This is a genomic window from Leifsonia sp. Root227 (genome assembly GCF_001428745.1).
GTDB lineage: Bacteria > Actinomycetota > Actinomycetes > Actinomycetales > Microbacteriaceae > Leifsonia.
The window spans coordinates 825,848-849,855 of record NZ_LMIO01000003.1 but is presented as its reverse complement, the minus strand read 5'-3'; the positions used below and the strand labels follow the sequence as shown (position 1 = coordinate 849,855).

Below are 24,008 nucleotides of genomic sequence, written 5' to 3'. Positions count from 1 at the left end.
TCGAGCAGGGGGCGACGCCACACAGCAAACGGTTAGGTTCTCTAAGACTAGTGAAGGTAACGTGGCTTCTTGTGCACGTACTCAGCGTTAGTTCCCTCAAGGGCGGTGTCGGCAAGACCACAGTGACGCTTGGACTGGCCTCCGCGGCGTTCGCCAAGGGGCTCCGAACGCTCGTGGTCGATCTCGACCCGCAATCGGACGTGTCCACGGGCATGGACATCCAGGTGGCAGGCCACCTCAACGTGGCCGACGTGCTCGCCTCGCCGAAGGAGAAGATCGTCCGCGCGGCCATCGCCCCCTCCGGCTGGACCAAGGGCCGCACGGGCAAGATCGACGTGATGATCGGCAGCCCGTCCGCCATCAACTTCGACGGACCGCACCCGAGCATCCGCGACATCTGGAAGCTCGAAGAGGCGCTGGCGAACGTCGAGCACGACTACGAGCTGGTGCTGATCGACTGCGCCCCATCGCTCAACGCTCTGACCCGCACAGCGTGGGCGGCGAGCGACCGCGTCGCCGTCGTCACGGAGCCCGGACTGTTCTCCGTGGCTGCCGCCGACCGCGCGCTGCGCGCGATCGAGGAGATCCGGCGCGGGCTCTCCCCCCGCCTCCAGCCGCTCGGCATCATCGTGAACCGTGCCCGCGTGCAGTCGCTGGAGCACCAGTTCCGCATCAAGGAGCTGCGCGACATGTTCGGGCCGCTCGTGCTCTCCCCCCAGCTTCCGGAGCGCACATCGCTGCAGCAGGCGCAGGGCGCGGCGAAGCCGCTGCACGTCTGGCCTGGCGAGAGCGCGCAGGAGATGGCGCACAACTTCGACATGCTGCTGGAGCGCGTGCTGCGCACCGCCCGCATCGGCGAGTACGCGGTCGCACCGTAACAGCCGTTCTGCCTCGACCGGTCAGCAGGAACGTTCGGGCGACGCGCCGCCGAGAACTCCGTTCAGACGGAGAACGCGCGTGCTGCGCCCACCTTCTCCGTCCGAGCGGAGAAGTGCGAGCGGCTGCGTTTCTCCGTCTGAACGGAGAAACGGACCGGAGCGCGCGAGAGTTCCGTCCGAACGGAGTTCGCGACGGCGTGGCGCACGAAGACTCCGTTCGGACGGAGAGCGCGGCGGATCTGAGAGCGGCTCAGGAGGCCTTGGTGGCGCGACGAGCGGCGAGCTCGTCCATGGCGTCGGTCTGGGTGTCGAGCTCGACGAGGCTCGACTCGACCTCGCGGAGGACCTTGCCGACGGCGATGCCGAAGACGCCCTGGCCGCGGCTGACGAGGTCGATGACCTCGTCGTTGGAGGTGCAGAGGTAGACACTCGCGCCGTCGCTCATCAGCGTGGTCTGGGCGAGGTCGTTGACCCCGGACTCGCGGAGCTGGTTGACCGCCGTGCGGATCTGCTGCAGCGAGATGCCGGTGTCGAGAAGGCGCTTGACGAGCTTGAGGACGAGGATGTCGCGGAAGCCGTAGAGGCGCTGCGATCCCGATCCTGCGGCACCGCGGACGGTCGGCTCGACCAGTCCCGTGCGAGCCCAGTAGTCGAGCTGACGGTAGGAGATGCCGGCAGCGCGGGCGGCGACAGCACCGCGATAGCCGTTGGCGTCGTCCATCTCTGGGAGGCCGTCGGTGAACAGCAGCCCCAGATCGTACCGGGCCGCGTCGTTGTCACGACTCAGTTCACTCATGGGTTCGCCTCTCGCCCGATCTTGGGATGCGCATGTTCGACAGGCGCATCATCCACGGTACCCATGGTCAGGGTCGCGGGCAACGACATTCGCAGTTTGACTATCGGCGTGTCGAGGCGATCCGTCAGTGCCGTGCGCGCTGTCATGGCTGGATGCGCGCGAGAGCCGACCGGATGATGCTCCCGCGCACCACGTCCAGCTGTCCGGCGATCTCGCGCGCGAGCTCTGCGGTCTGCGCCCTGCTCGACACGTCGTTGCGCCTGGCGATCGGCACCAGGGCCGTCTCGATGAGGCCGAGTTCGCGCTGCGCCGCCGCGCGGAAACCGCGCAGGTGGCGCGGTTCGATGCCGTGCCGCTGGAGTTCGACCAGTGCCCGCAGCACCGCCAGCGTCTCCTCGCCGTAGACCTCGGCCGGCGCGATGACGGATGCGCTGATCGCGTCCTGCAGGAGCTCCTGGCTCGCCTGCGCCTCGCGGAGCAGCTCGCCGCGCTTGAACCGGCGGCCGGTGGGCAGCATGGACGGACCGGCCGTGGGAGCCGCGCCAGGCAGTTGCGGGTCGAGACCCGCATCCAGTTCGGCGAGGTAGGCCTTGATGACCTTGAGCGGCAGGTAGTGGTCGCGCTGCATCCCCAGCACGATGCGCAGTCGCTCCACGTCGTCCGGGGAGAACTTGCGGTAGCCGGACGCGGTGCGCGCCGGGGACACCAGCCCGCGTTCCTCGAGGAAGCGCAGCTTCGACGACGAGAGGTCTGGGAACTCCGGCGTGAGGCGCGCGAGCACCTGGCCGATGCTGAGCAGCGCAGGCGAGCCGGCGCGAGCGCTCGCTGCTTGCCGTGCCACTAGCTGTGCGCCACTAGCTCTGGGCCGACGCTGCGAGGTCGAGACGCGAGGCGTAGAACGTGAGCCGGAACTTGCCGATCTGCACTTCGGCGGAGTCGGAGAGCAGGGCGCTCTCGATGCGGACCCCGTCGTAGTACGTGCCGTTCAGCGATCCGAGGTCGCGGACCTCGAACGCCGTTCCGCGGCGGGTGAACTCCGCGTGACGACGCGACACGGTCACGTCGTCGAGAAAGATGTCGGCGTTGGGGTGGCGTCCGGCGCTCGTCACATCGGCGTCGAGCAGGAAGCGCGCACCGGTGTTCGGACCACGGCGGACGATCAGCAGAGCCGACCCGGACGGCAGAGCGGCGATGGCCTCCTGCTCCTCCGGGGAGATCTCCCCATCCATCGGGTACATCTTCGACACGAACTCCTCGCCGAAGCGTGCGGTCGTGTCTTCGTTCCCCGCGGCTGAATTACGCAGGGGGTTGTTCTCGGCGTCGTCCGCCGGCCCATTCGGGTATGTCTCGTCAGGCACGTCAACCTCCTCTTATTCCAGCGTATCGGATCGGTCGGCCCCGTCGTCGGCCGGAAGGCGGATTACCCGAGCCGTTTCTCCGATATACACGAATCCGGCCCACCAGTAGAGGAAGGCTCCCCAGAGCGCGAACGCCCAGCCGAGCGGCAGAGAGAACGGCGCGAGAGCGTCGAATGCCTCGCCGAGCATGAGCAGCGGGAGCGCCCAGAACAGACAGAACGTGGCGACTTTGCCCAGGTGATGCACGGGAAGCGGGCCGTAGCCGTGGTTCGCGAGGATGACGCCGAGCACCGCGAGCATGACGTCCCTGGCCACGATGATCGCCACCAGCCACCACGGGATGACCTCGCGCCAGGCCAGCCCGATCAGGGCGGCGAAGATGTACAGCCGGTCGGCGGCCGGATCGAGCAGCTGTCCGAGTCGCGACACCTGGTTGAGGCGCCTGGCGAGGAAACCGTCGAGGAAGTCCGTGATGCTCGACACGACGAGCACGAGCAGCGCCAGCGCATCCTGACCGACGATCACGAACGCCAGGAACACCGGCACGAGGGCGAGCCGGAAGAAGCTCAGGATGTTCGGGATCGTCAGAACCCGCGAACTCACCTCGCGCGCACCGACACCATCCACGAGGTACGAGTCTAGTGATCCAGCCGCCCGCGCCGGGAAGCTCCGCGGCGCGGGACGAATGCGTGCATAAGATGTGGGCGTGGAGCCTTTCATCGTCAGTCTGTGGGTCCTGGTCGGCGTCTGCGTCGTCACCTGGGTGCTTTCGCTCGTCACGGGCGAGCACTCCTGGGTCGATCGCATCTGGTCGGTGGTGCCCGTCGCGTACGTCTGGATCTACGCGGGCTTCGCCGGGCTGCAGGATGCGCGGCTGAACCTGATGGCGGTCCTCGTCACCCTCTGGGGCATCAGGCTCACCTTCAACTTCGCGCGCAAGGGCGGATACGCGCCGGGCGGAGAGGACTACCGCTGGGCCGTGCTGCGCGGCAGGATGCCCGCCTGGCAGTTCTGGCTGTTCAACCTGTTCTTCATCGTGATCTACCAGAACGTGCTGCTCTTCCTCATCACGCTTCCCGCCTGGACCGCCTACCTGCACCAGACCCCGCTCGGCGTGCTCGACGTCGTCTGCGCCGTCGTCTTCCTCGCGTTCCTCGTCGGCGAGACCGTGGCCGACCAGCAGCAGTGGAACTTCCACCGGTGGAAGAACGCGGAGAAGGCGGCAGGGCGAGAGCCGCAGCCGCGCTTCCTGCAGTCCGGCCTGTTCCGCGTCTCGCGGCACCCCAACTTCTTCTTCGAGCAGGCGCAGTGGTGGGTCGTCTTCCTGTTCGGCTGCGTCGCCGCCGGGTCGATCCTGCAGTGGACGGTCATCGGCCCCCTGCTGCTGACCGGGCTGTTCATCGGCTCGACGGTGTTCACCGAGAGCATCTCGCTGTCGCGCTACCCGGAGTACGCGCAGTACCAGCGGCGCACGTCGCCGATCGTGCCGTGGCCGCCGCGGAGCCGCGGCGAGGAGCCCGTCACGCCGTAGCCGGCTCCTGCCCGCCTGCCTTGCCAGGCTTGGGGAATGCGGCGCGCATGTGGTCGGAGTCGAGATAGTCCGCCACGCCGATCAGGATGAGGCTGAACAGGATCTGCTCCGTCACCATCCAGAGCGGGTACAGCCCGGGGATCGCGGCGATCACGAGGGTGACGACCGGGAAGATCTTCGAGAACAGCCTCAGCCGCGAGTACGCCCAGTAGTAGCCCTTCTGCGCGCGCCAGGCGAAGTAGAACAGCGTCACCGTCATGCCGAGCACCACGACGCTGCGCATCCACACGGCCCACGGGATGCTCTCGCCGCCGACGGCCAGGACCACCGCGATCACGACGGCGGCGACACCCACCACGAACTCGGCGACCAGCAGCCAGGTGATCACCACGAACGCACGGCGGGTCCTCGGATCGCGCAGGTTCTCATCCGGAATCGTGTAGTCGGCGTGCCGCCCTCCCGCGATGCGGTCGAGCGTCCTCAGCAGAGATTCCATGCTTTTACGGTAACCCTGCGCGACGCGCGCCCGCTTCCACATTTCGATGGATCGAGCGCGTACCGTTGGAGGATGTCGTGCATTCGGTTCAACACCCCGGCCCAGCGTCAGGCGATGCGTGAGCAGCGGCCTGCGATGCTCACCGCGGAGGAGGCGGCGGCCCTGCACCCGGCTCCCCCTGTCACCGAGAGCAAGATCCGTCGCCTGCGTCTGCTGGCCACCGACCCGAATCCCAAGATCAGGGAGAGCGTCGCGAGCAGCTACAACACGCCGGAGGACCTCTTCCTCACTCTCGCGAAAGACAAGGACGCCGGTGTGCGCGGGTGCGTCGCCAAGAACGAGGCGACGCCGTGCGACATCCTCCGGATGCTCGCCGACGACCGCTCGGAGGTCGTGCGCGGCTGGGTGGCCGTCAACTACTTCGTGCCCGCGGACGTGATGGACAAGCTCGCAAACGACAAGAGCAAGACCGTCCGCAGCCTCGTGAAGTGGAAGAGCCAGCTGGCCGAAGCGGTCTGATCGTGGCTGAACCTGCGAGCGTCCGCGTCGACTCCTGGGCGTGGGCGGTGCGGCTGTACAAGACCCGCTCCGCCGCATCCACGGCGTGCAAGGCCGGTCACCTGCGGGTGAACGGAGAGAAGGCCAAGCCGGCGACTCCGGTGAAGATCGGCGACGAGGTGCGGGCGCGGGTCGGCGAGACGGAGCGCATCCTGATCGCTAAGCGGCTGATCGTGAAGCGGGTGGGCGCTGCCGTCGCCGCCGAGTGCGTCGACGAACTGACTCCCCCTCCGCCGCCGAAGGCCGAGGCGCCGTCCGCGATCGTGCGCGAGCGCGGGGCTGGGCGTCCGACGAAACGCGACAGGCGCATCCTGGACCAATTGCGGGGGCGCTGATGGCCGTCGCCCGCATCGGCATCTCCGGATGGACGTATGCTCCGTGGCGCGGAGTCTTCTACCCGAAGGGTCTCCCCCACCGCGCGGAGCTCGCATACGCGGCGGAGCGACTGGACTCGATCGAGATCAACGGAAGCTTCTACGCGCTGCAGAAACCGGCGAGCTACCGCCGCTGGGCAGAGGAGACGGACGACGACTTCGTCTTCTCGGTCAAAGGCGGCAGGTACATCACGCACATCCTGCGCTTGAAGAACGCGCGGGAGGCGGTGGCGAACTTCTGCGCATCCGGAGTGCTCGCGCTCGGCCAGAAGCTCGGGCCGATGCTGTGGCAGCTGCCGCCGAACCTGCCGTTCGATCCGGAGGCGGTCGCCGCGTTCCTGGCCACGCTGCCGCGAACGACCACGGCGGCCGCGGCCCTCGGCGCCGAGTCGACCCTGGACGAGGACCGCACCTTCCTCTCGCCAGGCCTCGAGCTCCCGCTTCGGCACGCGGTGGAGGTGCGCAATGCGACCTTCGACGTGCCGGAGTTCACAGCAATGGCACGGGATGCGGCAGTCGCCATCGTCGTTGCGGACACGGCAGGCCGCTACCCCGTCATCCGGGAAACCACAGCGGACTTCCAGTACCTGCGGCTGCACGGCGACGAGGAGTTGTACGCGAGCGGATACACCCCGGAGGCGCTCGACCGCTGGGCGGAGGACATCCGGCGCTGGCTGGACGCCGGTCAGGATGTGTACGCGTACTTCGACAACGACCTGAAGGTGCGTTCGCCGGTGGATGCGATGGCCCTGCGGGAGCGGCTGGGGCTGCCGGCCGAGGCGACCGACGCATGAGCGCGACCACGCCGGATGCCGTCGCACGCCGGCGGGCCGTCCCGTTCCGCTTCGTGGGCGTGACGGCCCTGATCTCGTCGATCATCGCCGCGGCGTGCGGCCCTGGCGTACTCGGCCTCGCGGCCCTCCTCTACGCGCCGATCGCGCGGGCGACCACGATCTCGGCGTGCGAGGGGCCGTCGCTCACCCCTGCACAGGAGCACGTGTCGCAGCTCGTGCTCGACCTCAAAGGGTGGGCCGTCGTCGGCGCGCTGGCATTCGGCGCCCTCGCCGTTCTCGTCGGCTACGTCGCCGTCGTGCTGAACCTCGGGCGCGCACTCGGCGTCGTCGCGTTGGCGATCGTGCTGCTCTCCGCCGTGACCGTGTGGCTGGTGTGGGCGTTCGGCTTCCCGATGGACCCTGCCGTCTGGCACCTGCCCTGCGGCGGGGGCTAGTCCTCCGACGACACGCAGCCCCGCTAGTTCTCCAGCACGGAGACGACGTTGCCCGCCGGGTCGAGGAACCAGGCGATGTTCGGCCCGCGATCGACGTCCTTGCCGCGCAGGACGCCTTTGGCGTCCGTCGGGAGGTTCGGGTCGTCGTAGATGTCGGTCTTGACGCCCTTGGCGTTGAGCTCGTCGACCGCGTCGTCGATGTTCTCGACGACCAGGTTGAGGATGGTGAAAGTCGCCGGGGTGTGGTCGTCCTTCGGGTAGATGAAGACGTGACTCCCGGACGGCAGCGCGAGATCGAGGTTGCCCATCGGGCCGTCGGTCACCTGCAGTCCGAGCGTGTCGGCGTAGAACGCCTTGGCCGCCGGGATGTCGTTGACGCTGAAGCCGCTGAAGATGTCGAGTGCTTTGACCATGTGCCCACTCTGCTCCTCCGGCAGGCTTCGCGTCTACACGAACCGGATGCTCTCCTGCAGCCTGGTGCGCAGTTCGAACGCCCTGTCAACACTCTCCCTGCCAGCGGCGTTGGCGCCGTTGCGGAGGACGAGCGGGAGCAGCGAGCGGCGCACGAGGAGCGACCCGGCCAGCTTCCCGCGCTCGATGCGGTCGTACGGCACGGCGAGCGCGTCGTCGGGGACCACGATGATCAGGCCGGTGAAGCGCACCCCCACCTGGCGCGAGAACGTCTTGGCGTCGCGCAGCAGATCGTGGAAGGGCTGCTCGTCGCGGTCGACGGTCTGGCCGACGACGTCGCCCTTGGAGAGCTTGACCTCTCCTCCCCAGTCGGCCGACCGGATGGCGAAGAGCCCGGCAGGGCCGAGCACCACGTGATCGAGCTTCGCGTCGGAACGGGGATGCACCGAGACGTCGTTCCAGATGGTGAAGCCGATCCCGAGGCCGGTGACGGCGCGCGCCGTCGCCTCCTCTGCGAGCGCGGCGGCGAGGAGCTGGCGGATCTCGCGCGGGGCGGAGCGGACGAGCCCTGGATCGTACGGGTCGTCGAGTTCCGTTCCCCTGCCCATCCACTCGCGCATCAGGTGGAGGTAGCGTTCGCGCGCCTGTCCGCCTGGATGCCCGTAGCTGCGAGCTCGCACCGTCGCGCCCTGCGACTGGGAACGGGTGGCGTGGAAGGTGGCGCTGAACCCGCCTCCGGTGGAGCCCTCCGCGGTGACGTCGGACGGGTATGCGGCCTCGCCGCGATCGTAACGGGCGCGGTCGTCCGGCTCGCCGATGAGCTCCCAGGCTTCCTGGACCGCTTGGAAGCGCGCCGCCGTGCCGCCCGTGTCCGGGTGGGTCTCCCTGAGCAGCCGCCGATACGCGCGGCGGAGGTCGTCGTGGCTGACCGTGGAGGCGACGCCGAGCACCTCGTATGGGGTGGGCGAAGCCGGGCTGTCGCTCATCGCTCGTTCGTCTTTCTCGGCCGTCCTGGTGCGGAGGGTGTCCGCGTTGCCTTCCGACGATACCGTTCCTGCGCTGTGAGCTTCCTCCCCACTGGCAGGGAGTGAGATGTTTTCCACAGATTTTCATTGCGGCCGGAAGATGACCGCAATCGTCTTTACGCTGGAATCAACGAACGGACAACGAAGAGAAAAGGCTCAGCTCATGGCCATCACCGACTGGCGCATCGAACTCATCATCATCCCCGTCACCGACGTGGATCGCGCGAAGGCGTTCTACGTGGACCAGGTCGGCTTCATCGCCGACCACGACCAGCGCGTCTCGGAGACGCTGCGCTTCGTGCAGCTCACTCCTCCCGGCTCCGCGTGCTCGATCGCGTTCGGCGAAGGCCTGACGGACATGGAGCCCGGCTCGCAGCGCGGCCTGCAGATCGTGGTGCAGAACGCGGACGACGCGCTCGCTCACCTGCAGGAGAACGGTGTGGCGGCCGAGGGCGTGGCCGACCTGGCCTGGGGCCGCTTCGTGACCTTCTCCGACCCGGACGGCAACGCCTGGTCGCTGCAGGAGCTGCCGAAGCGCGACTGAGCGCATCCGAGCGCGACCGCCCGGCCGGGATGCGCGGACCCTCTTGACAGGGGCCGCGCATCCACTATTGTTACCTCATCGGTTATAGAACCGTTTGGTTATGGATGGGGTGACGTCGATGGATGCGCAGGGCACAGACCAGCTCAGTGCGGTGTTCGCCGCCCTGGCCGATCCCACCCGGCGGGAGATCCTGCTGCGTCTCCAGAACGGCGACGCCTCGGTGAGCGAGCTCGCCGAACCGTTCGCCATGAGCCAGCCGGCGATCTCCAAGCACCTCAAAGTGCTCGAGAGCGCCGGGCTGGTCTCCCGCAGCCGTGTCGCCACGACTCGGCTCAGCCATCTCGAGGCCGAGCCGCTCAGGGAGGCAACCGAGTGGATGCAGCGGTACAAGCGGTTCTGGAACGCGAGCTTCGACCGCCTCGATGCGGCCATCGCCGCCTTCCAGGAGAACGAACGCCGGCACGAACCAGGTTCGGAGACCGGACGCGAGCCAGAAGAGGAAGAAGAGACAGCATGAGTGACAGCAGCCGACCGACAGGGATCGCCGACACCGACGTCTACATCACCAGGGCGTTCGACGCTCCGCGCGCGCTGGTGTGGAAGTTCTTCATGCAGCCCGACCTGCTCGCGTCCTGGTTCGCACCGACAGCGCATTCGGCGCCGGAGGACTCGATCGTGGTCGAGCCGCGGGTCGGCGGGAGATGGGAGCTCGCGATGGTGAGCGACGCCACAGGCGACAGCTTCCCGATGCGCGGCACCATCGTCGAACTGGTCGAGCCGGAACTGCTCGTCCTCGACGTCTCCGCCGTGGCCGAGCTGGGCACGTTCGACAACCTCTTCCTGCGCATCCAGTTCCACGATCACGGAGACCGCACCAGGATCACTCTGCACCAAGGCCCGTTCGACCGGGACGCCCAGCACGACACCGAGATCGGCTGGGGCGAGTCGTTCGTCAAGCTCGACGCTCAGCTTGCGACAGCGAAGGGATAGCAGCATGACCGATGAGACCGCATCCACCGTCGCCCCGGCCGTCGGCGCGGTGAGTTCCGCCGACGGCACGAGCATCGCGTACGAGCGATCCGGCACGGGGCCGGCGCTCGTCCTGGTCGACGGCGCGCTCTGCACCAGGGCGTTCGGGCCGGCGAGGCCGCTCGCCGCGCTGCTCGCCGACCGCTTCACCGTGTATGCATACGACAGGCGCGGCCGCGGGGACAGCGGCGACCGCCAGCCGTACGCGGTGCAGCACGAGGTCGACGACCTGCGCGCCGTGATCGCCAAGGCGGCGGTGGACACCGGCAGGGAGGTGAACGTGTACGGCAGCTCGTCCGGCGCCGGCGTCGCCCTCGAGGCCGCCGCTGCTGGCATCCCGATGCGCCGGCTCGTCACCTACGAGGCGCCGTACATCGCGGACGGCTGGAAGGACACGAGCGTCGATCACCTCGCCGCCGTCCAGGCGCTGCTCGCCCAGGGCAAGAACGGTGCAGCCGTCGGCTACTTCCTCACGAAGATGGTCGGCGCTCCCGCGTTCATGCCCGCCATGATGCGGCTGATGCCGAAGGTCTGGAAACAGCTCACGGCCGTCGCCCCGACCCTGCCGAACGACATCCGGGTGATGGACGGGTTCCGCCTGCCCACCGAGCGGCTGGCGACCATCGCCGTGCCGACCCTGGTGCTGGTCGGATCGAAGGCCGCCGCCCCGATGCGCGAGGCCCAGGATGCGCTGGCCGCGACCATCCCCGGGGCGCGATCCGGCGTGCTCGCCGGGCAGACCCACCAGGTCTCGGAGAAGGCCGTCGGGCCGGAGATCGCTGCGTTCAGCGCGTGATCGCCGCGTACAGGATGAGCAGCATGGTCACGAGGAAACCACAGGCGTAGTTGATCCAGAGGAACCGCCTCCAGCCGCGGTTGGCGGAGGCGGAGTCCTCGTCCGTCACCCTCCAGAACGGCGCGGCCGCCACGATGTACGGCACAGCGAGCACCGCGGCGAGCGGCCCTGGCCACGCGGTGAACAGCATCGCGACTCCGGCGAGCGCCCAGGCGGCGATCGCGAACCTGGTCGTCGCCCTCGCGCCGAGCGCTGTCGCGATCGAGGCGATGCCACCCTCCCTGTCCGGCACCACATCCTGCACGGCGCCGAAGGCGTGACTGCCGATCCCCCACAGGAAGAAGGCCACGAGCACTGCGGCGAGCTGCGGCGTGAACACCGCCCCGGCGAGCACCAGCCCGTACAGGGCAGGACTCACGAAGTGGGTGCTGGAGGTCACGGAGTCGAGGAACGGGATCTCCTTGAACCGCAGCCCCTTCACCGAGTACGCGAGCACGGCGAACACGCTCACCGCGAGCACGAGCCAGGACAGCGGAGAGCCGACCGCGACGAGGTAGATCAGGAACGGGATGTTCGTGACGGCCGCCGCGATCAGGGTGCGCCGGTGCATCCCCCGGTCGAGCATCGCGCCCTCCGCCCCGCCCTTGCGCGGATTGCGGAGGTCGGACTCGTAGTCGAACACGTCGTTGATGCCGTACATGGCGAGGTTGTACGGGACGAGGAAGTAGATCGTGCCGACGACGAGGGTGAGGTCGACCTGCCGCGTGGTCAGCAGGTACGCGGCGGCGAAGGGGAACGCGGTGTTGATCCAGCTCAGCGGGCGGGAAGCGAGCACGAGCTGGCGGAACGGGGAGGTGGAGCGCGTCATCGTCATTCCCGGCGTCGCCTCCGCAGCAGCAGCCACAGTGCCGGCAGGAGCAGGAGGCCGGCGAGCGGGTATGCGAAGTCCTCGACGGGGACCAGGCCGATCCGTGCTCCGCTGATGTGCGATTCTCCGTAGGTCATCAGGCCGGAGGCGATCATCGCGTTGTCGAACACGGCGGTGAGCACGGCGAGCATGACCCCGGCGATCAGGACGGGGAGCCACCAGCGGCGGACGATGGCTGCGCGGTCCCGCGCACCGACGAGTGCGACGACGAGCACCACGACCGCGACGGCCAGGAACCCGAGGCTGAGGAGCAGGTAGGTCATGCGTCGTCCCGCATCCGTGCGCCGTCGCGGACCCCATCGTCCCGCGCCCTGCCAGCGGCGCGGCGTCCGAGCAGCAGCCAGGCGCCCGTCACCAGCACCATCGTGAGGTAACAGAGGAAGGTGAGGAAGAAGACCTCCTCCAGCGGGAGTTCCGGCGCGATCACGATGCCGGTCATGAACCGGGACCCGCCGCGGGCGAAGACGTGCAGCCCGATGCCGGCGAGGTCCCAGGCGAGGAAGAACGCCACACCGACGACCAGCACGATCGTGGCGCGGCGCGCATCCCGCCAGAAGAACAGGCGGAAGCGGTGGTCGAGCAGCACCATCGAGCCGATGGCGACCAGCACGGTCAGCAGATAGAGGACGCTCACCCGACCTGCTCCTGCCTGGACTCTGCCGCGGTCTCCGCGGCGCGGGGCTCCGGCAGGGGTCCGGTGCTCGTGTCGCCGCGGAGACGCTTGAGGACCAGTTCGGCGCTGATCAGGCACATCGGCAGCCCGATGCCCGGGATGGTCGAGCCCCCGGCGTAGAGGAGGCCGTCGATCTTCGCCGAGGCGTTGCGGCCGCGGAAGAACGCGCTCTGCCGCAGGGTGTGCGCGGGTCCGAGGGCTCCCCCGCGCCAGGCGTTCAGGTCGGTGGCGAAGTCGTCGGGGCCGACCGTTCGCCGCACGACCACGCGCTCAGCGAGGTCGGGGATGCCCGCCCAGGCAGCGACCTGCGCGATCGCGGCGTCCGCGGTGCGCTCCACCACCCTGTCGCCAGCGCCGTCGACACCGCCGGAGCCGATGGACACGTCGGCGGGCACAGGCACGAGGACGAACAGGTTCTCGCAGCCATCGGGCGCGACGCCGGGGTCGGTGGCGCTCGGCTTGCAGACGTAGAGCGACGCCGGGTCGGGGATAGACGGGTCGGCGCCGTAGATGCGCTCGAAGTTGTCGTCCCAGTCGGTGGTGAAGAACAGATTGTGATGGGTCAGCTCGGGGAGTTCGCCGCGCACGCCGAGCATCACGAGCACCGCGCCGGGGCCTGGGTCGCGGCGGTCCCAGTACGGCTCAGGGTATGTGCGAAGCTGCTCCGGCAGCAGGCGCGTCTCCGTGAAGTGCAGGTCGGCGGCCGACACCACGATGTCGGCGGGGACGAAGTGCAGGCCGCCCACCGCATCCCGATACTCGACGCCGGTGACTCTGGCGCGTGCTGCGCCTGGCTCGGTGCGGATGGCGGTGACCCTGGCGCCGGTGCGGAGGTCGGCGCCGTCCGAGCGGGCGATCGCCGCGATGCTGTCGACGATCGTGCCGAAGCCGCCTTGCGGGTAGCGGACGCCGTCCTCCAGGTCGAGGTGACTCATCAGGTGGTACATGCTCGGCGCCCGGCCGGGAGAGGTGCCGAGGAACACCGCCGGATAGCCGAGGATCTGCCGCAGCCTGGTGTCGTTCACCGTTCGCGCGGCGAGCCTGCCGAGCGATTCGAGCAGGAGGCGGGCCAGACGGCCGATGCTGGTCACCAGGTCGCGCGCGAACAGCGGCCGGAAGGACGCGAACGTTCCGTAGAGGAAGCGGTCGACCGCCATCCGGTAGGTCTCCCGCGCACTGTCCAGATAGCGGTCCAGTTTCGCGCCGGAGCCAGGCTCGACCGCCTCGAAGAGCGCGCGGTTGGCTGCGTAGTCCGCCCTGACGTCGAGCGGCGCCTCCCCCGACTCGGCGAACACCCGGTAGCCGGGGTCGAGCGTGACGAGGTCGAGCTGCTCCGCCGATGTGGTGCCGAGCAGCCGGAAGAAGTGGTCGAAGACCTCCGGCATCAGGTACCAGGACGGTCCGGTGTCGAACCGGAACCCGTCCGCCGACCAGGTGCCGGCCCGGCCGCCCAGGGTCTCGTGCTGTTCGAGCAGCGTCACCCGGTAGCCGTCGTCGGCCAGCAGGGCCGCGGTCGCCACTCCGGCGATCCCGCCGCCGATCACCACCACGGAGGCCGGCCGCGTCATCGGGAGGACCCCGCCCCCCAGCCGGCGGTCGCACGCACCAGGATCGCCAGCTTCGTGCGGGTCGGCACGCTCACGCGCGTGGACAGCAGCCGCGACGCCGGGGTCGACCGGATGCGGTCCGTCAGTTCCGCGAACAGTGCGTGCGCCGCCACGATGGCGCGGCGGCAATTGTCCGGCAGCTCGGGGATGGCGTCCTGCGCCGCCCCCAGGTCGCGCTCGATGTCCACCACGAGTTCCAGCTTCTGCCGTTCGGTCAGCCTGCCGGGGTCGATGCCTGGGAAATAGCTGCGGCCGAGCTCTGTCCAGTCCACGGCCAGGTCGCGGAGGAAGTTGATCTTCTGGAAGGCGGAGCCGAGCCGTCTGGCACCGCGCTCCAATCGCATCCTGCGCTCTGTGGCGACCTGCTCGTGCGAGAGGAATGCCCGCAGACACATCAGGCCGATCACCTCGGCGGAACCGTAGATGTATGCGCCGAGCTCGTCGGAACTGAAATCCACTGGGCTGAGGTCGCGCCGCATCGACGAGAAGAACGGCGCGGTCAGCGTCGCGTCGATGCCGACGGATCGCGCCGTGCAGGCGAACGAGTGCACCACGACGTTGGCGCTGTATCCCGTGCGCATCGCCCGCTCGGTGTCCGCTTCGAGCGCGTCGAGGAGCGCGCGCTGGTCGTCCACGGCGAGACCGGCCTCTGCGGCCGCCCCGTCGACGATCTCGTCGGCGATCCTGACCAGGGCGTAGATGTCTTCTACCTGCGGCCGCACCTCGGGCGACAGGAGCCTGGTCGCCATCCCGAACGACGTCGAGTACTCGTGGATGATCGTGGCCGAGCTGGTGTGCGCCGCCCTGGTGTAGAGCGACAGGTCGGTGGGGTTCGCCGGGTGCGCGCTGCCCGGCGTGGTCAGCTCGGCTTCGCGGGTCATGCGATCCTCCCCACACAGGAGCGCGCCACGGCCTGGAGCTCGTCGCTCAGCGCGGCGGGCAGGCCGGGAGCGGCCAGTGCCGCGACCGCGGCGTCGGCGTACTCGGTCACCAGGCCCTCGACGAACGCGCGTGCGCCGCACGCTTCGAGCTCCGCCGCGAGGCGCCGCCCCGCTTCGTGGTCGAGGTCTGAGCGGCCGAAGTGCTGCTGGATGCGCGGCCAGGCCGACGTCGCGCGCGCGTACGCGATCAGTGAGGTCTCTTTGCCCTCCCGGAGATCGCTCACGATGCTCTTGCCCGTCGCGTCCTCTCGCCCGAAGACGCCGAGGAGGTCGTCGCCGAGCTGGAAGGCGATGCCGAGCAGCCTTCCGTATTCACCGAGCGCTGCCAGCACGTCTCCGCTCGCTCCGGCCAGGATGGCTCCGGCGGCGAGCGGCCCAGCGAAGGAGTATGCCGCCGTCTTGCGCTCTGTCATGGCGAGGACGTCCGGCAGGCGCGCCTCGTCGAGCCGCACGCTGAACGATACGTCGGAGAGCTCGCCGGCCGCGGTGACGAAGATGCTGTGGTCGAGCAGGTCGAGCAGTGCCGTGCGGGCCGCCGACGGGATGTCGAGGCGCGCGACCAGCGATGCAGCCGCGTGCAGCAGGAGGTCGCCGGCCAGGATGGCCGCCGTCTCTCCCCACAGCGCAGCGCGCTCCGGCTGCACGCCGCGGGAGACCGCATCCCTGGCGAACTCGCCGGACACGTTGGGTCTGCCGCGCCGCACCGTGTCGCCGTCGATCACGTCGTCGTGCAGCAGGAAGGCGGTGTGCAGCAGTTCGAAGGCCACAGCGGTGTCGATCGCGTCCGCGGTCGTCGCGATGCCAGGCCCTGGGCCACCGATGGCGTCGAATGCGCTCAGCACGAAGCCGGGGCGGATGCGCTTGCCTCCGTCGCTCGCGCTCTTCGCGCTCGTCCAGAGTCGCTGGTACTCGCTGCCGTAGCGCGTGGCCTGCTCTGTGCGCTCGGCGAAGAACAAGGCGAGCCTGGCATCGACCTCTGGCAGACCGATACGCGGTGGTGTTCCCTGATGGACCTGGGTCATCTCCGCTCCCCTTTGTCTAGCCAAGTAAGTAAATAACCTAGCACGATTCTTACACCCTGGCCTAGGATGTGGGAATGGGTTCCAAGGAGGACGCGCGCCGCGTATCAGGGTCGCTGCTCGACCCCCGCGTCATAGATCCCCGGCAGGAACTCGTCCACCACGACGACCTCAGCGACGATGACCTCGCGCAGGTCGTCCAGGTGCTCACGGCCATCAGAGACTGGCGGGAAGCCGAACAGAGACTGAGCTTCGAGTCGCGCAGCACGATGAAGCTGAACGACACCGATATGAAGGCGCTGCGGTACATCATCGCGTCGGTCAACGCCGGTGTCGCCGTGACGGCGGGAGCCCTCTCCGAGCACCTCCACATCTCCACCGCATCCACCACCAAGCTCTTGGACAGGCTGGAGCGCGCCGGGCACATCGAGCGCAGACCGCATCCGACCGACCGCCGAGCGGTGACCGTCGCCATCACGGAAGAGACGCACCAGCAGGTGCGCCGCCTGATGGGCAAGCAGCACGCGCAGCGCTTCGAGGTCGCCAGGGCGATGTCACCCGCGGAGCGCGAGGTGATCATCCGGTTCCTCACCGAGCTCACCGCGGTGGCGACACCGGTGCAGGTGACGGAGTAGCGGAGCCGTCGTCCGCGGCAGCCGCCGCGACGATCCTGTTGGCCATCCCGTTGAAGATCACGCCGTGGAACGGCAGGATCGCGAACCAGTAGAGCCGGCCGGCCAACCCTTTCGGGAAGAAGATCGCGCGCTGACGATAGTGCGAGCCCTCCCCCTCCTGGTCGACGCGCATCTCGAGCCACGCCCGCCCTGGCACCAGCATCTCCGCCCGCAGTCGCAGCTCCCTGCCCCTGTCGATCCGCTCGACCCTCCACCAGTCGAGGGCATCCCCGGTCTGCAGGCGGTCGGCGTCGCGGCGGCCCCTGTGCAGCCCGACCCCTCCGACGATCTTGTCCATCCACCCGCGCAGCGCCCAGGCCAGCGGAAACGAGTACCAGCCGCGTTCGCCGCCGATCCCCTCGACCACCCGCCAGAGCCGGTCGGGGGATGCGCTGCTCTCCCGCTCCCGCACGTCCGTGTACACGGTGTGCCCTGCCCAGTCGGGGTCGCTCGGCAGTGGGTCGCTCGGGGCGTTCCCGATCGACGAGTTGCGCCAGCTCGTCTCCACGTCGCCGTCGCGCACCCTGGCGAGGGCGAGCCGCACGGCAGTGCGGTACCCGGTGAGGCCGCCCTCCGGCGGAGGGATGACCCCGTCGATGTCGTGCTCGCGCACCACGCAGTCGTACTGCAGCGATTCGATGATCGGCACGGCGAGGCTGCGCGGGATGGGCGTGACGAGGTTCACCCACTGCGAGGCGAGCCACGGCGTGAACACCGGCAGCGATGCGATCGGGCGCTGCCGCAGCCCGGCCTCCAGCGCGAACCCGTTCATCATCTGGCCGTAACGCAGGATGTCGGGACCACCGATGTCGTACGCCCGGTTGATCTCGGGCGGCAGATCGGCGGCGGCGACCAGATAGCGGAGCACATCCCGGATCGCGATCGGCTGGATGCGGTTGCGCACCCAGCGCGGAGCCGGCATGTACGGCAGCACCTCGGTCAGGTGACGGATCATCTCGAACGACGCCGAACCGGAGCCGATGACGACCCCGGCCTGCAGCACGACGGTCGGCACGCCGGAATCGAGCAGGATGCGTCCGACCGCGACCCGCGACCGCAGGTGCCGCGACAGCTCCCCCTCCGGATGCAGCGCGCCGAGGTAGACGATGCGGCCGACCCCGGCAGCAGCCGCCTCCTCCGCCACCGCGCGGGCGGCGTCCGCCTCCTCGTCGTCGAAGTCGCCGGAGGCGCGCATCGAGTGCACGAGGTAATACACGACGTCGGCGTCGCGCATGGCGGAGGCCACCGCATCCCGGTCGTGCAGGTCGCCCTCCGCGATCTCGACCTGCGGCGCCCACGGCACGTCGGTGAGTTTCTGCGGCGAGCGCGCCAGCACCCGCACCGTGAAGCCCTCGGCGAGGAGCCGGGGCACCAGGCGTCCGCCGATGTAGCCGGTCGCCCCGGTGACCAGGGCTCGGCGACCGCCCGTTCCCGCTGGTGTCTCGTGGTCGGGTCGCACTGCTGAATCGGTCATGCCGTGACCATACGCTCGGCGCTTCGCGCGCGAAGCCCCTCCTCGTCCTGTAACTTCAAGCCATGGGCAAGCTTGTATACGCGGGGACCACCGAGATCGGCTTCGAGGACAGAGTCCTCGCACACCTGCAGATCGTGGTGGGTCTGAAACTGCGCCGCAAGGAGGGGTTCTTCATGTCCTGGCGCGATGAGCAGGGCGTCGGCGACGGCAGGAGCGCGATCTGGGTCGACCCGTCCATCCCGCTGCTGTTCCGCTACAGCGGCGGACGGCAGCCGTCGATCAACAAGGCCTGGCTGGAAGCCCTCACACTGTCGTCCAACAGCGCGCAGGGCCTCCAGCTCACGGAGGAGATCGGCGCGATCGGCGCCGACGAGGTGAACGCCGACTCCGCTCCTGGCCGCTGATTCTGCAACCGGCGCCGGCCCGCTGATCAGCGCAGGTACTCGAGCAGTTCCGGGGAGCGGAGGCGCTTCAGGCTGCGGGTCTCCAGCTGGCGCACGCGCTCACGGGTGATGCCGTATACCTCGCCGACCTCGTCCAGCGTCATCGGCTTCTGTCCATCGAGGCCGAAGCGCATCCGGACCACCTTCGCGTCGCGCGGCGGCAGGTCCTTGAGGCGCTCCTCCAGGTCGCGGTGGCGGAAGCCGACCTCCACAGCCTCTGCGGGGGTCGGGAAGTCGTCGTCCTCGATCAGGTCGCCGAGCTCCGCTCCCTCGTTCTCGCCGACGGGGACCGCGAGCGAGACCGTCTCCGAGTCGCTCATCTGCAGCTTGTGCACCTCGGCAGGGGTCAGGTTCGACGCCTCAGCCATCTCTTCGAGCGTCGGGGTTCGTCCGAGTTCGCCGCCGAGGTCGCGGCGGATTCGGTCCAGCTTGTCGATCTTCTCGACGGTGTGCACCGGGATGCGGATGAGCCTGGCCGTGTCCGCGATGCCGCGGAGGATCGACTGGCGGATCCACCAGGTGGCGTAGGTGGAGAACTTGTTGCCTGTTCCGTAGTCGAACTTCTCGACGGCGCGGACGAGGCCGAGGTTGCCCTCCTGGATGAGGTCCATCACCGGCAGGCCGCGGCCGGCGTAGCGCTTGGCGATGCTGACGACGAGGCGCAGGTTCGCCTCGATGAAGCGCTCGAACGCGCGCTTGCCGTCGTCGGCCAGCCACTGGAGTTCACGGCGCTCCATGCCGGTGAGGCCCTGACGTTTGCTGAGGCGTTCGCCGGCCAGCACGCCGATCTCGATGCGCTTGGCCAGAGCGACTTCCTCTTCTGCCGTGAGGAGGCGCGTACGCCCGATTGAGTTCAGGTAGTCGCGCACCGGATCGTTGGTCACTTCGAGGACTGTCATGTCTTCTTTCCCATCACTCGTGTTCAATTGGTGCGCTCTGCATCCCTGCTGTGCGCGATCCCGCGGTCGGGCGGGGAATCTGTCCTCAGGCTCTCAGCGCGGCTTGTCCCCCAACAAGGGGTTGACAGCGGGGGTATGAGGACGCTAGGCGCGTCGAACTTCTCCACCGGCATCCTGTTCTGTCAAGCCCCTGCTGGGATCGGGGTCTGCGACGTACCGTGCGCTCCGTGAGTGCGCACACATCGAATTCCCAGGCACCGTCGCTGAAGACGATCGAAACGACCATTCCCGCCAGGATGGACAGACTCCCTTGGTCGAAATTCCACTGGCTCGTTGTCATCGGCCTCGGCACGGTGTGGATCCTCGACGGGCTCGAAGTCACCATCGTCGGTGCGATCGGCAGCAGGCTCACCGAGCCGTCCAGCGGCCTCGGGCTGTCCACCGCCGACGTCGGTCTCGCCGCCGCGATCTACGTGACCGGCGCGTGCGTAGGCTCCCTCGTCTTCGGATATCTCACCGACCGCTTCGGTCGCAAGAAGCTGTTCATCGTCACGCTCGGCCTCTACCTGGTGGCGACCGTCCTCACCGCGTTCTCGTTCGCCCCCTGGATGTTCTTCCTCTTCCGGTTCTTCACCGGAGCTGGCATCGGCGGGGAGTACGCCGCCATCAACTCGGCCATCGACGAGCTGATCCCCGCCCGCCGCCGCGGTCTGGTCGACCTGGCGATCAACGGCTCGTACTGGCTCGGGACCGCCTTCGGCGCCGTGCTCACGGTCTTCCTGCTCAACACGGACATCTTCGCCGCCGACATCGGCTGGCGCATCGCGTTCGGCCTCGGCGCCGTGCTCGGTCTCGTCATCCTGCTCGTCCGGCGCAACGTGCCTGAGTCCCCGCGCTGGATGTTCATCCACGGCAGGGACGAGGCGGCGGAGAAGCTCGTCGGCGAGATCGAGGAGGACGTCGAGAAGGACACGGGGAAGCAGCTCGACGCTGTCCCGGCCGACAAGGCGATCCGCATCAAGCAGCGGCGCTCGACCGGCTTCGGCGAGATCGCCCGCGTCGCCGTGACCCGCTATCCGAAGCGTTTCGTCCTCGGCCTGTCGCTGTTCACCGGCCAGGCGTTCCTCTACAACGCGGTGTTCTTCACATACTCGCTGGTGCTGACCAAGCTCCTCGGCGTTCCGGACGATCTCGCTCCATGGGCGCTCGTTCCGATCGCGATCGGCAACTTCCTCGGCCCTGCTCTGCTCGGCCACCTGTTCGACTCGGTCGGACGGCGCTTCATGATCACCCTCTCCTACGTCGGCAGCGGTGTGCTGCTGGTCGGCACAGCGGTGATGTTCGACGCCAAGATCCTGGATGCGTTCTGGCTCACCGCGTGCTGGATGATCGTGTTCTTCTTCGCCTCCGCCGGCGCGAGCAGCGCATACCTGACGGTCTCCGAGATCTTCCCGATGGAGACGCGCGCAATGGCGATCGCGTTCTTCTACGCGATCGGCACCGGCCTGGGCGGCATCATCGGGCCGATCCTGTTCGGAAACCTGATCGAGAGCGGCATCCACGCGGTCGCCATCGGCTATTACATCGGCGCCGGGCTGATGATCGCCGCCGGCCTGGTCGAGCTCTTCCTCGGCGTGGATGCGGAGGGCAAGTCGCTCGAGGAGATAGCGGCACCGCTGTCGAGCGAGGGCCTTTCCGCGGAGGACGCGCCGGCGGGGAAGTGAGAACCGGAGTCGCGACTACCCCAGCAGTTCCAGCAGCGCGGGCTCCGGCGCTCGACCGCCGTGCAGGTCGATGACCTCGCCCTGCCGGTAGCGGTCGAAGATGCGCGGGTCGATGTAGCTGTTGCGCGCGATGGCCGGGGTGTTCCCGAGCGCGTCCGCTGCGGCGGCGACCGCGGCGGTGACCCGTTTCGTGCGCTCGCGCTCCGTGCCTCCCGTGCCAAGGTCGGCGAGCGCCGCTGCCGCGGTGATCGTGCCGTGCAGCGTGCGGAAGTCCTTCGCGGTGAACTCACCACGGGTCTGGCGGCGGATGTACTCGTTGAGCGACGCCGGCCGGATCGTGTGCCAGGTGCCGTCCTTCCAGGACAGCAGCCGGGAGCGCTGCCCGCGCGCCGCCACGATCTCGGAGAGCAGGGACGCCACATCCGGATCGGTGACGGTGCTCGTCCACTTCTGCGCGCTCTTCGCAGGGAAGGTCAGGGTGACATCGTCGCCGTCGATGGCCACGTGACGGCAGAGCAGCGTGGTGAGGCCTCTGCTGCCGTTGGCGTGCAGGTATTCCTCGCTGCCGATCCTGAGTGAGCCGAGGTCGATGATCCTGAGTGCTGCTGCCAGGATGCGGTCGCGGCCGAAGCCCTCCTCCCGCAGATCCATCGTGACGCGCCTGCGAGCCGCCGGCAGCGTCTCGGCCAGCTGCGCCGCCCTCTCGAACTTCAGACGGTCCTGATGCAGCCGCCACGACTCGTGGTACAGGTACTGCTTGCGTCCGGCCTGGTCGATGCCGACCGCCTGGATGTGCCCACGGGCGTCCGGCGAGATCCACACGTCCTGCCAGGCCGGAGGGATCACCAGCGACCGGATGCGCTCCAGCTCCCGTTCGTCGACGATCGGGTTGCCTGCCTCATCCTGATAGCTCGGCGCCTTCTTCGTGCTGATCCTGCGGTAGCCGGGTCCGGACGGGTCGCTGCGGCGAAGCCGGGTCACGCCGGCTTCTTCGCCGCGGTCTTCGCCGCGGGCTTCTTGGCGTCCGACTTCGCGGTGCCGGACTTCGCGGTGCCGGACTTCGACGTGCTGGACTTCGCCGACTTCGCGCCCGACTTCCTCGTTGCGGGCTTCTCGTCGTCTGCGTCCTCCTTCGCACTGCTCCTGCCTCCGGAGCCGCGGCTACGCTCGACGCTGCGTTGCAGCGCCTCCATCAGGTCGATCACCTCTCCGCCGCCCTTCGCCTTCTCCTCCTGCTCTCCGAAGGTCTCCGCCGTGTCGATGGTGTCGCCCTGTTCGAGTTTCGCGTCGATCAGCTTGCGCAGCTCGTCCTGGTACTCGTCGCTGAACTTCTCCGGCTGGAAGTCGCCGGCGAAGCTCTCCATCAGCGCGGAGGAGAGGTCGAGCTCTCGCTGGGTGATCCGCGGGGTGTCCGCCAGGGACGGGAAGCTCGCCTCCCGCACCTCGTCGTTCCAGAGCAGTGTCTGCAGCACGAGCACGTCGCCGCGCACCCGGAGGGCGCCGAGCCTGGTCTTCTGGCGAAGCGCGAAGTTGACGATGGCCGTGCGCTCGGAGTCCTCCAGGGTGCGCCGCAGCAGCGCGTACGCCTTCAACGACTTCGAGTCGGGCTCCAGGTAGTAGCTGCGGTCGAACATCAGCGGGTCGAGCTGGTCGTTCGGCACGAACTCGACCACGTCGATCTCCCTGCTGCGCTCGGCAGGCAGGGAGGCCAGGTCCTCCGGGGTGAGCACGACGGTGCGCTCCCCGTCGTCGTACGCCTTGGCGATGTGCTCGTACGGGATGATCTTGCCGTCGATCTCGCACCGCCGCTGGTACCGGATGCGCCCGCCGTCAGCGTCGTGCACCTGGTGCAGCGCCACGTCGTGATCCTCCGTCGCGCTGTATACCTTCACCGGTACGTTGACCAGCCCGAAAGTGATCGCACCCGTCCATATGGCCCTCATGAGCCCATCGTGACCGTGGATGCGCGGATTTTCAACCAGTGATCGAGGTTTACTCGCCGTTTCGGAAGTCGGCGGGGATGCTCGTGCTGTAGCCGATCGCGTCGAATTCGGCCACGCAGGTGTCGCCGAGCGGCGCCTGCGCCATGAAGCCGACGTTCACCTGCCCGGCCCAGTCAAGCCGGAAGACCCGGACGAAGTCCCAGGCGCGGCCGTCCGCGGAAGAATGGAACGCCCATCCCCTGCCGGACCGTGTCACGCGGAGGAACACGTGGTCGTCGGTCACGACGGTGGAGTTGCAGTCGTCGGACCACTGATTCGTCACGACGGAGACGACCATCGCCTGTCCATGCGGGGAGAACTCGAAGCAGAGCTTGGCCCAGTGGTCCCTGTCGCCCCAGATCGCGAGCACGCCGGCGTCGAACGTGCTGCGATCGCCGACCACGCGCACGCGGGCGCTGAGGCTGAAATCCTCGGTGGGCACGAAGCCGAGCGAGGTCGCCGCGTGCTGCTGCTCGCCGCCGAACGCATCGTTGGTCCAGTCGGTTCCCGCCTCTGCGGTCAGGACCAGGCGCCCTGGCGCCGGCTGCTCCGCCGCTCCGGTCCCGTTGCTCCAGGCGAGGGGAGGAAGATTTTCGATCACAATGGTCATCTGTTCAGGC

At 68.5% G+C, this 24,008-nt stretch carries 31 protein-coding genes; 13 read left to right on the top strand and 18 right to left on the bottom strand.

Going from position 1 to position 24,008, the window contains the following annotated elements:
• Window positions 1–71: 71 nt before the first annotated feature.
• Window positions 72–878, top strand: a complete 807-nt coding sequence (locus ASE16_RS14065) for a ParA family protein (RefSeq protein ID WP_055895949.1) — start codon at window positions 72–74, stop codon at window positions 876–878.
• Window positions 879–1,128: 250 nt separating this feature from the next.
• On the opposite strand, the gene ASE16_RS14060 is transcribed toward ASE16_RS14065, so the two are convergent.
• The 4 genes from ASE16_RS14060 to ASE16_RS14045 form a co-directional block, all read right to left on the bottom strand.
• Window positions 1,129–1,674, bottom strand: a complete 546-nt coding sequence (locus ASE16_RS14060) for a MerR family transcriptional regulator (protein ID WP_055895947.1) — start codon at window positions 1,672–1,674, stop codon at window positions 1,129–1,131.
• Window positions 1,675–1,816: 142 nt separating this feature from the next.
• Window positions 1,817–2,515: a MerR family transcriptional regulator gene (locus ASE16_RS14055; protein ID WP_055895943.1), complete on the bottom strand. Its 699-nt coding sequence runs from the start codon at window positions 2,513–2,515 to the stop codon at window positions 1,817–1,819.
• A 13-nt stretch (window positions 2,516–2,528) separates the two neighbouring features.
• Window positions 2,529–3,032, bottom strand: coding sequence for an FHA domain-containing protein (locus tag ASE16_RS14050; protein WP_321164258.1), 504 nt, complete (start codon window positions 3,030–3,032; stop codon window positions 2,529–2,531).
• Window positions 3,033–3,044: 12 nt separating this feature from the next.
• Window positions 3,045–3,659: a CDP-alcohol phosphatidyltransferase family protein gene (locus tag ASE16_RS14045; RefSeq protein ID WP_055895938.1), complete on the bottom strand. Its 615-nt coding sequence runs from the start codon at window positions 3,657–3,659 to the stop codon at window positions 3,045–3,047.
• A 73-nt stretch (window positions 3,660–3,732) separates the two neighbouring features.
• On the opposite strand from ASE16_RS14045, the gene ASE16_RS14040 reads away from it, so the two are divergent.
• A complete protein-coding gene (locus ASE16_RS14040) occupies window positions 3,733–4,563 on the top strand; it encodes a DUF1295 domain-containing protein (RefSeq protein WP_082581455.1) in 831 nt (276 codons plus the stop codon).
• Here ASE16_RS14040 and ASE16_RS14035 read toward each other — a convergent pair.
• On the bottom strand, window positions 4,553–5,059 hold the full coding sequence (locus ASE16_RS14035) for a hypothetical protein (protein ID WP_055895934.1): 507 nt from the start codon (window positions 5,057–5,059) through the stop codon (window positions 4,553–4,555). The two genes, ASE16_RS14040 and ASE16_RS14035, sit on opposite strands and share 11 nt — an antisense overlap.
• Before the next feature lie 72 nt (window positions 5,060–5,131).
• Here ASE16_RS14035 and ASE16_RS14030 point away from each other — a divergent pair, with 72 nt between their 5' ends.
• The 4 genes from ASE16_RS14030 to ASE16_RS14015 are packed head-to-tail and all read left to right on the top strand — an operon-like array spanning window position 5,132 to window position 7,219.
• Window positions 5,132–5,578, top strand: coding sequence for a hypothetical protein (locus tag ASE16_RS14030; protein ID WP_055895929.1), 447 nt, complete (start codon window positions 5,132–5,134; stop codon window positions 5,576–5,578).
• A 2-nt stretch (window positions 5,579–5,580) separates the two neighbouring features.
• Window positions 5,581–5,952, top strand: a complete 372-nt coding sequence (locus tag ASE16_RS14025; RefSeq protein ID WP_200949648.1) for an RNA-binding S4 domain-containing protein — start codon at window positions 5,581–5,583, stop codon at window positions 5,950–5,952.
• A complete protein-coding gene (locus ASE16_RS14020) occupies window positions 5,952–6,785 on the top strand; it encodes a DUF72 domain-containing protein (protein WP_055895922.1) in 834 nt (277 codons plus the stop codon). Before ASE16_RS14025 ends, ASE16_RS14020 begins: the two co-directional genes overlap by 1 nt.
• Window positions 6,782–7,219 carry a hypothetical protein gene (locus tag ASE16_RS14015; RefSeq protein ID WP_055895918.1) on the top strand — a complete coding sequence of 146 codons (438 nt, stop codon included), beginning with the start codon at window positions 6,782–6,784 and terminating at the stop codon, window positions 7,217–7,219. Before ASE16_RS14020 ends, ASE16_RS14015 begins: the two co-directional genes overlap by 4 nt.
• A gap of 23 nt (window positions 7,220–7,242) precedes the next feature.
• On the opposite strand, the gene ASE16_RS14010 is transcribed toward ASE16_RS14015, so the two are convergent.
• The gene (locus ASE16_RS14010; protein ID WP_055895915.1) at window positions 7,243–7,632 is read right to left on the bottom strand and encodes a VOC family protein; all 390 of its coding nucleotides are present in this window, start codon (window positions 7,630–7,632) and stop codon (window positions 7,243–7,245) included.
• 33 nt (window positions 7,633–7,665) lie between these two features.
• Window positions 7,666–8,616 carry a J domain-containing protein gene (locus tag ASE16_RS14005; protein ID WP_055895911.1) on the bottom strand — a complete coding sequence of 317 codons (951 nt, stop codon included), beginning with the start codon at window positions 8,614–8,616 and terminating at the stop codon, window positions 7,666–7,668.
• 202 nt (window positions 8,617–8,818) lie between these two features.
• Between ASE16_RS14005 and ASE16_RS14000 the strand changes: the two genes are divergently transcribed.
• The 4 genes from ASE16_RS14000 (at window position 8,819) to ASE16_RS13985 (ending at window position 11,024) form a co-directional block, all read left to right on the top strand.
• Window positions 8,819–9,199 carry a glyoxalase superfamily protein gene (locus ASE16_RS14000; protein WP_055895908.1) on the top strand — a complete coding sequence of 127 codons (381 nt, stop codon included), beginning with the start codon at window positions 8,819–8,821 and terminating at the stop codon, window positions 9,197–9,199.
• A 100-nt stretch (window positions 9,200–9,299) separates the two neighbouring features.
• Window positions 9,300–9,716, top strand: a complete 417-nt coding sequence (locus ASE16_RS13995; RefSeq protein ID WP_235500498.1) for an ArsR/SmtB family transcription factor — start codon at window positions 9,300–9,302, stop codon at window positions 9,714–9,716.
• Window positions 9,713–10,189: an SRPBCC family protein gene (locus tag ASE16_RS13990; RefSeq protein ID WP_055895902.1), complete on the top strand. Its 477-nt coding sequence runs from the start codon at window positions 9,713–9,715 to the stop codon at window positions 10,187–10,189. Before ASE16_RS13995 ends, ASE16_RS13990 begins: the two co-directional genes overlap by 4 nt.
• Window positions 10,190–10,193: 4 nt before the next feature.
• Window positions 10,194–11,024, top strand: a complete 831-nt coding sequence (locus tag ASE16_RS13985) for an alpha/beta fold hydrolase (protein ID WP_055895899.1) — start codon at window positions 10,194–10,196, stop codon at window positions 11,022–11,024.
• Here the strand turns inward: ASE16_RS13985 and ASE16_RS13980 are convergent.
• From ASE16_RS13980 to ASE16_RS13955, 6 genes are read right to left on the bottom strand one after another with little or no spacing between them, the layout of a single operon-like run.
• The gene (locus ASE16_RS13980; RefSeq protein ID WP_157480384.1) at window positions 11,014–11,898 is read right to left on the bottom strand and encodes a prenyltransferase; all 885 of its coding nucleotides are present in this window, start codon (window positions 11,896–11,898) and stop codon (window positions 11,014–11,016) included. The two genes, ASE16_RS13985 and ASE16_RS13980, sit on opposite strands and share 11 nt — an antisense overlap.
• On the bottom strand, window positions 11,895–12,215 hold the full coding sequence (locus tag ASE16_RS13975; protein WP_055895893.1) for a lycopene cyclase domain-containing protein: 321 nt from the start codon (window positions 12,213–12,215) through the stop codon (window positions 11,895–11,897). Before ASE16_RS13975 ends, ASE16_RS13980 begins: the two co-directional genes overlap by 4 nt.
• Complete coding sequence (locus tag ASE16_RS13970) at window positions 12,212–12,586, bottom strand: lycopene cyclase domain-containing protein (protein WP_055895890.1); 375 nt, start codon at window positions 12,584–12,586, stop codon at window positions 12,212–12,214. Before ASE16_RS13970 ends, ASE16_RS13975 begins: the two co-directional genes overlap by 4 nt.
• On the bottom strand, window positions 12,583–14,193 hold the full coding sequence (gene crtI / locus ASE16_RS13965; RefSeq protein WP_055895886.1) for a phytoene desaturase family protein: 1,611 nt from the start codon (window positions 14,191–14,193) through the stop codon (window positions 12,583–12,585). The genes ASE16_RS13970 and crtI overlap by 4 nt, the downstream gene beginning before the upstream one ends.
• On the bottom strand, window positions 14,190–15,113 hold the full coding sequence (locus ASE16_RS13960; RefSeq protein WP_055895884.1) for a phytoene/squalene synthase family protein: 924 nt from the start codon (window positions 15,111–15,113) through the stop codon (window positions 14,190–14,192). The genes crtI and ASE16_RS13960 overlap by 4 nt, the downstream gene beginning before the upstream one ends.
• On the bottom strand, window positions 15,110–16,195 hold the full coding sequence (locus ASE16_RS13955) for a polyprenyl synthetase family protein (protein WP_055895881.1): 1,086 nt from the start codon (window positions 16,193–16,195) through the stop codon (window positions 15,110–15,112). The genes ASE16_RS13960 and ASE16_RS13955 overlap by 4 nt, the downstream gene beginning before the upstream one ends.
• A gap of 74 nt (window positions 16,196–16,269) precedes the next feature.
• Between ASE16_RS13955 and ASE16_RS13950 the strand changes: the two genes are divergently transcribed.
• A complete protein-coding gene (locus ASE16_RS13950; protein WP_082581454.1) occupies window positions 16,270–16,827 on the top strand; it encodes a MarR family winged helix-turn-helix transcriptional regulator in 558 nt (185 codons plus the stop codon).
• Here ASE16_RS13950 and ASE16_RS13945 read toward each other — a convergent pair.
• Complete coding sequence (locus ASE16_RS13945; RefSeq protein WP_055895876.1) at window positions 16,790–18,340, bottom strand: SDR family oxidoreductase; 1,551 nt, start codon at window positions 18,338–18,340, stop codon at window positions 16,790–16,792. The two genes, ASE16_RS13950 and ASE16_RS13945, sit on opposite strands and share 38 nt — an antisense overlap.
• A 62-nt stretch (window positions 18,341–18,402) precedes the next feature.
• Here ASE16_RS13945 and ASE16_RS13940 point away from each other — a divergent pair, with 62 nt between their 5' ends.
• Window positions 18,403–18,744: a hypothetical protein gene (locus tag ASE16_RS13940; RefSeq protein ID WP_055895873.1), complete on the top strand. Its 342-nt coding sequence runs from the start codon at window positions 18,403–18,405 to the stop codon at window positions 18,742–18,744.
• A gap of 26 nt (window positions 18,745–18,770) precedes the next feature.
• On the opposite strand, the gene ASE16_RS13935 is transcribed toward ASE16_RS13940, so the two are convergent.
• On the bottom strand, window positions 18,771–19,682 hold the full coding sequence (locus ASE16_RS13935) for a sigma-70 family RNA polymerase sigma factor (RefSeq protein ID WP_055895871.1): 912 nt from the start codon (window positions 19,680–19,682) through the stop codon (window positions 18,771–18,773).
• A 296-nt stretch (window positions 19,683–19,978) separates the two neighbouring features.
• Here ASE16_RS13935 and ASE16_RS13930 point away from each other — a divergent pair, with 296 nt between their 5' ends.
• Window positions 19,979–21,406, top strand: coding sequence for an MFS transporter (locus ASE16_RS13930; protein WP_055895868.1), 1,428 nt, complete (start codon window positions 19,979–19,981; stop codon window positions 21,404–21,406).
• 15 nt (window positions 21,407–21,421) lie between these two features.
• Here ASE16_RS13930 and ASE16_RS13925 read toward each other — a convergent pair whose 3' ends face one another.
• From ASE16_RS13925 to ASE16_RS13915, 3 genes are read right to left on the bottom strand one after another with little or no spacing between them, the layout of a single operon-like run.
• Window positions 21,422–22,387: a DNA topoisomerase IB gene (locus tag ASE16_RS13925; protein WP_055895865.1), complete on the bottom strand. Its 966-nt coding sequence runs from the start codon at window positions 22,385–22,387 to the stop codon at window positions 21,422–21,424.
• A complete protein-coding gene (locus ASE16_RS13920) occupies window positions 22,384–23,349 on the bottom strand; it encodes a Ku protein (protein ID WP_055895862.1) in 966 nt (321 codons plus the stop codon). Before ASE16_RS13920 ends, ASE16_RS13925 begins: the two co-directional genes overlap by 4 nt.
• 49 nt (window positions 23,350–23,398) lie before the next feature.
• Entirely contained in the window at window positions 23,399–23,998 is a 600-nt protein-coding gene (locus ASE16_RS13915) for a DUF1349 domain-containing protein (RefSeq protein WP_055895859.1), read from the bottom strand.
• Window positions 23,999–24,008: the final 10 nt, after the last annotated feature.

What these genes read in the sequence shown, in the direction of transcription:
- ASE16_RS14060 (WP_055895947.1), bottom strand. Translation starts at nt 1,674, where the DNA reads ATGAGTGAACTGAGTCGTGACAACGACGCGGCCCGGTACGATCTGGGG.
- ASE16_RS14035 (WP_055895934.1), bottom strand. Translation starts at nt 5,059, where the DNA reads ATGGAATCTCTGCTGAGGACGCTCGACCGCATCGCGGGAGGGCGGCAC.
- ASE16_RS14030 (WP_055895929.1), top strand. Translation starts at nt 5,132, where the DNA reads ATGTCGTGCATTCGGTTCAACACCCCGGCCCAGCGTCAGGCGATGCGT.
- ASE16_RS14020 (WP_055895922.1), top strand. Translation starts at nt 5,952, where the DNA reads ATGGCCGTCGCCCGCATCGGCATCTCCGGATGGACGTATGCTCCGTGG.
- ASE16_RS14015 (WP_055895918.1), top strand. Translation starts at nt 6,782, where the DNA reads ATGAGCGCGACCACGCCGGATGCCGTCGCACGCCGGCGGGCCGTCCCG.
- ASE16_RS14010 (WP_055895915.1), bottom strand. Translation starts at nt 7,632, where the DNA reads ATGGTCAAAGCACTCGACATCTTCAGCGGCTTCAGCGTCAACGACATC.
- ASE16_RS14005 (WP_055895911.1), bottom strand. Translation starts at nt 8,616, where the DNA reads ATGAGCGACAGCCCGGCTTCGCCCACCCCATACGAGGTGCTCGGCGTC.
- ASE16_RS14000 (WP_055895908.1), top strand. Translation starts at nt 8,819, where the DNA reads ATGGCCATCACCGACTGGCGCATCGAACTCATCATCATCCCCGTCACC.
- ASE16_RS13995 (WP_235500498.1), top strand. Translation starts at nt 9,300, where the DNA reads ATGGATGGGGTGACGTCGATGGATGCGCAGGGCACAGACCAGCTCAGT.
- ASE16_RS13990 (WP_055895902.1), top strand. Translation starts at nt 9,713, where the DNA reads ATGAGTGACAGCAGCCGACCGACAGGGATCGCCGACACCGACGTCTAC.
- ASE16_RS13985 (WP_055895899.1), top strand. Translation starts at nt 10,194, where the DNA reads ATGACCGATGAGACCGCATCCACCGTCGCCCCGGCCGTCGGCGCGGTG.
- ASE16_RS13980 (WP_157480384.1), bottom strand. Translation starts at nt 11,898, where the DNA reads ATGACGATGACGCGCTCCACCTCCCCGTTCCGCCAGCTCGTGCTCGCT.
- ASE16_RS13975 (WP_055895893.1), bottom strand. Translation starts at nt 12,215, where the DNA reads ATGACCTACCTGCTCCTCAGCCTCGGGTTCCTGGCCGTCGCGGTCGTG.
- crtI (WP_055895886.1), bottom strand. Translation starts at nt 14,193, where the DNA reads ATGACGCGGCCGGCCTCCGTGGTGGTGATCGGCGGCGGGATCGCCGGA.
- ASE16_RS13960 (WP_055895884.1), bottom strand. Translation starts at nt 15,113, where the DNA reads ATGACCCGCGAAGCCGAGCTGACCACGCCGGGCAGCGCGCACCCGGCG.
- ASE16_RS13955 (WP_055895881.1), bottom strand. Translation starts at nt 16,195, where the DNA reads ATGACCCAGGTCCATCAGGGAACACCACCGCGTATCGGTCTGCCAGAG.
- ASE16_RS13950 (WP_082581454.1), top strand. Translation starts at nt 16,270, where the DNA reads ATGGGTTCCAAGGAGGACGCGCGCCGCGTATCAGGGTCGCTGCTCGAC.
- ASE16_RS13945 (WP_055895876.1), bottom strand. Translation starts at nt 18,340, where the DNA reads ATGACCGATTCAGCAGTGCGACCCGACCACGAGACACCAGCGGGAACG.
- ASE16_RS13940 (WP_055895873.1), top strand. Translation starts at nt 18,403, where the DNA reads ATGGGCAAGCTTGTATACGCGGGGACCACCGAGATCGGCTTCGAGGAC.
- ASE16_RS13935 (WP_055895871.1), bottom strand. Translation starts at nt 19,682, where the DNA reads ATGACAGTCCTCGAAGTGACCAACGATCCGGTGCGCGACTACCTGAAC.
- ASE16_RS13930 (WP_055895868.1), top strand. Translation starts at nt 19,979, where the DNA reads ATGGACAGACTCCCTTGGTCGAAATTCCACTGGCTCGTTGTCATCGGC.
- ASE16_RS13920 (WP_055895862.1), bottom strand. Translation starts at nt 23,349, where the DNA reads ATGAGGGCCATATGGACGGGTGCGATCACTTTCGGGCTGGTCAACGTA.
- ASE16_RS13915 (WP_055895859.1), bottom strand. Translation starts at nt 23,998, where the DNA reads ATGACCATTGTGATCGAAAATCTTCCTCCCCTCGCCTGGAGCAACGGG.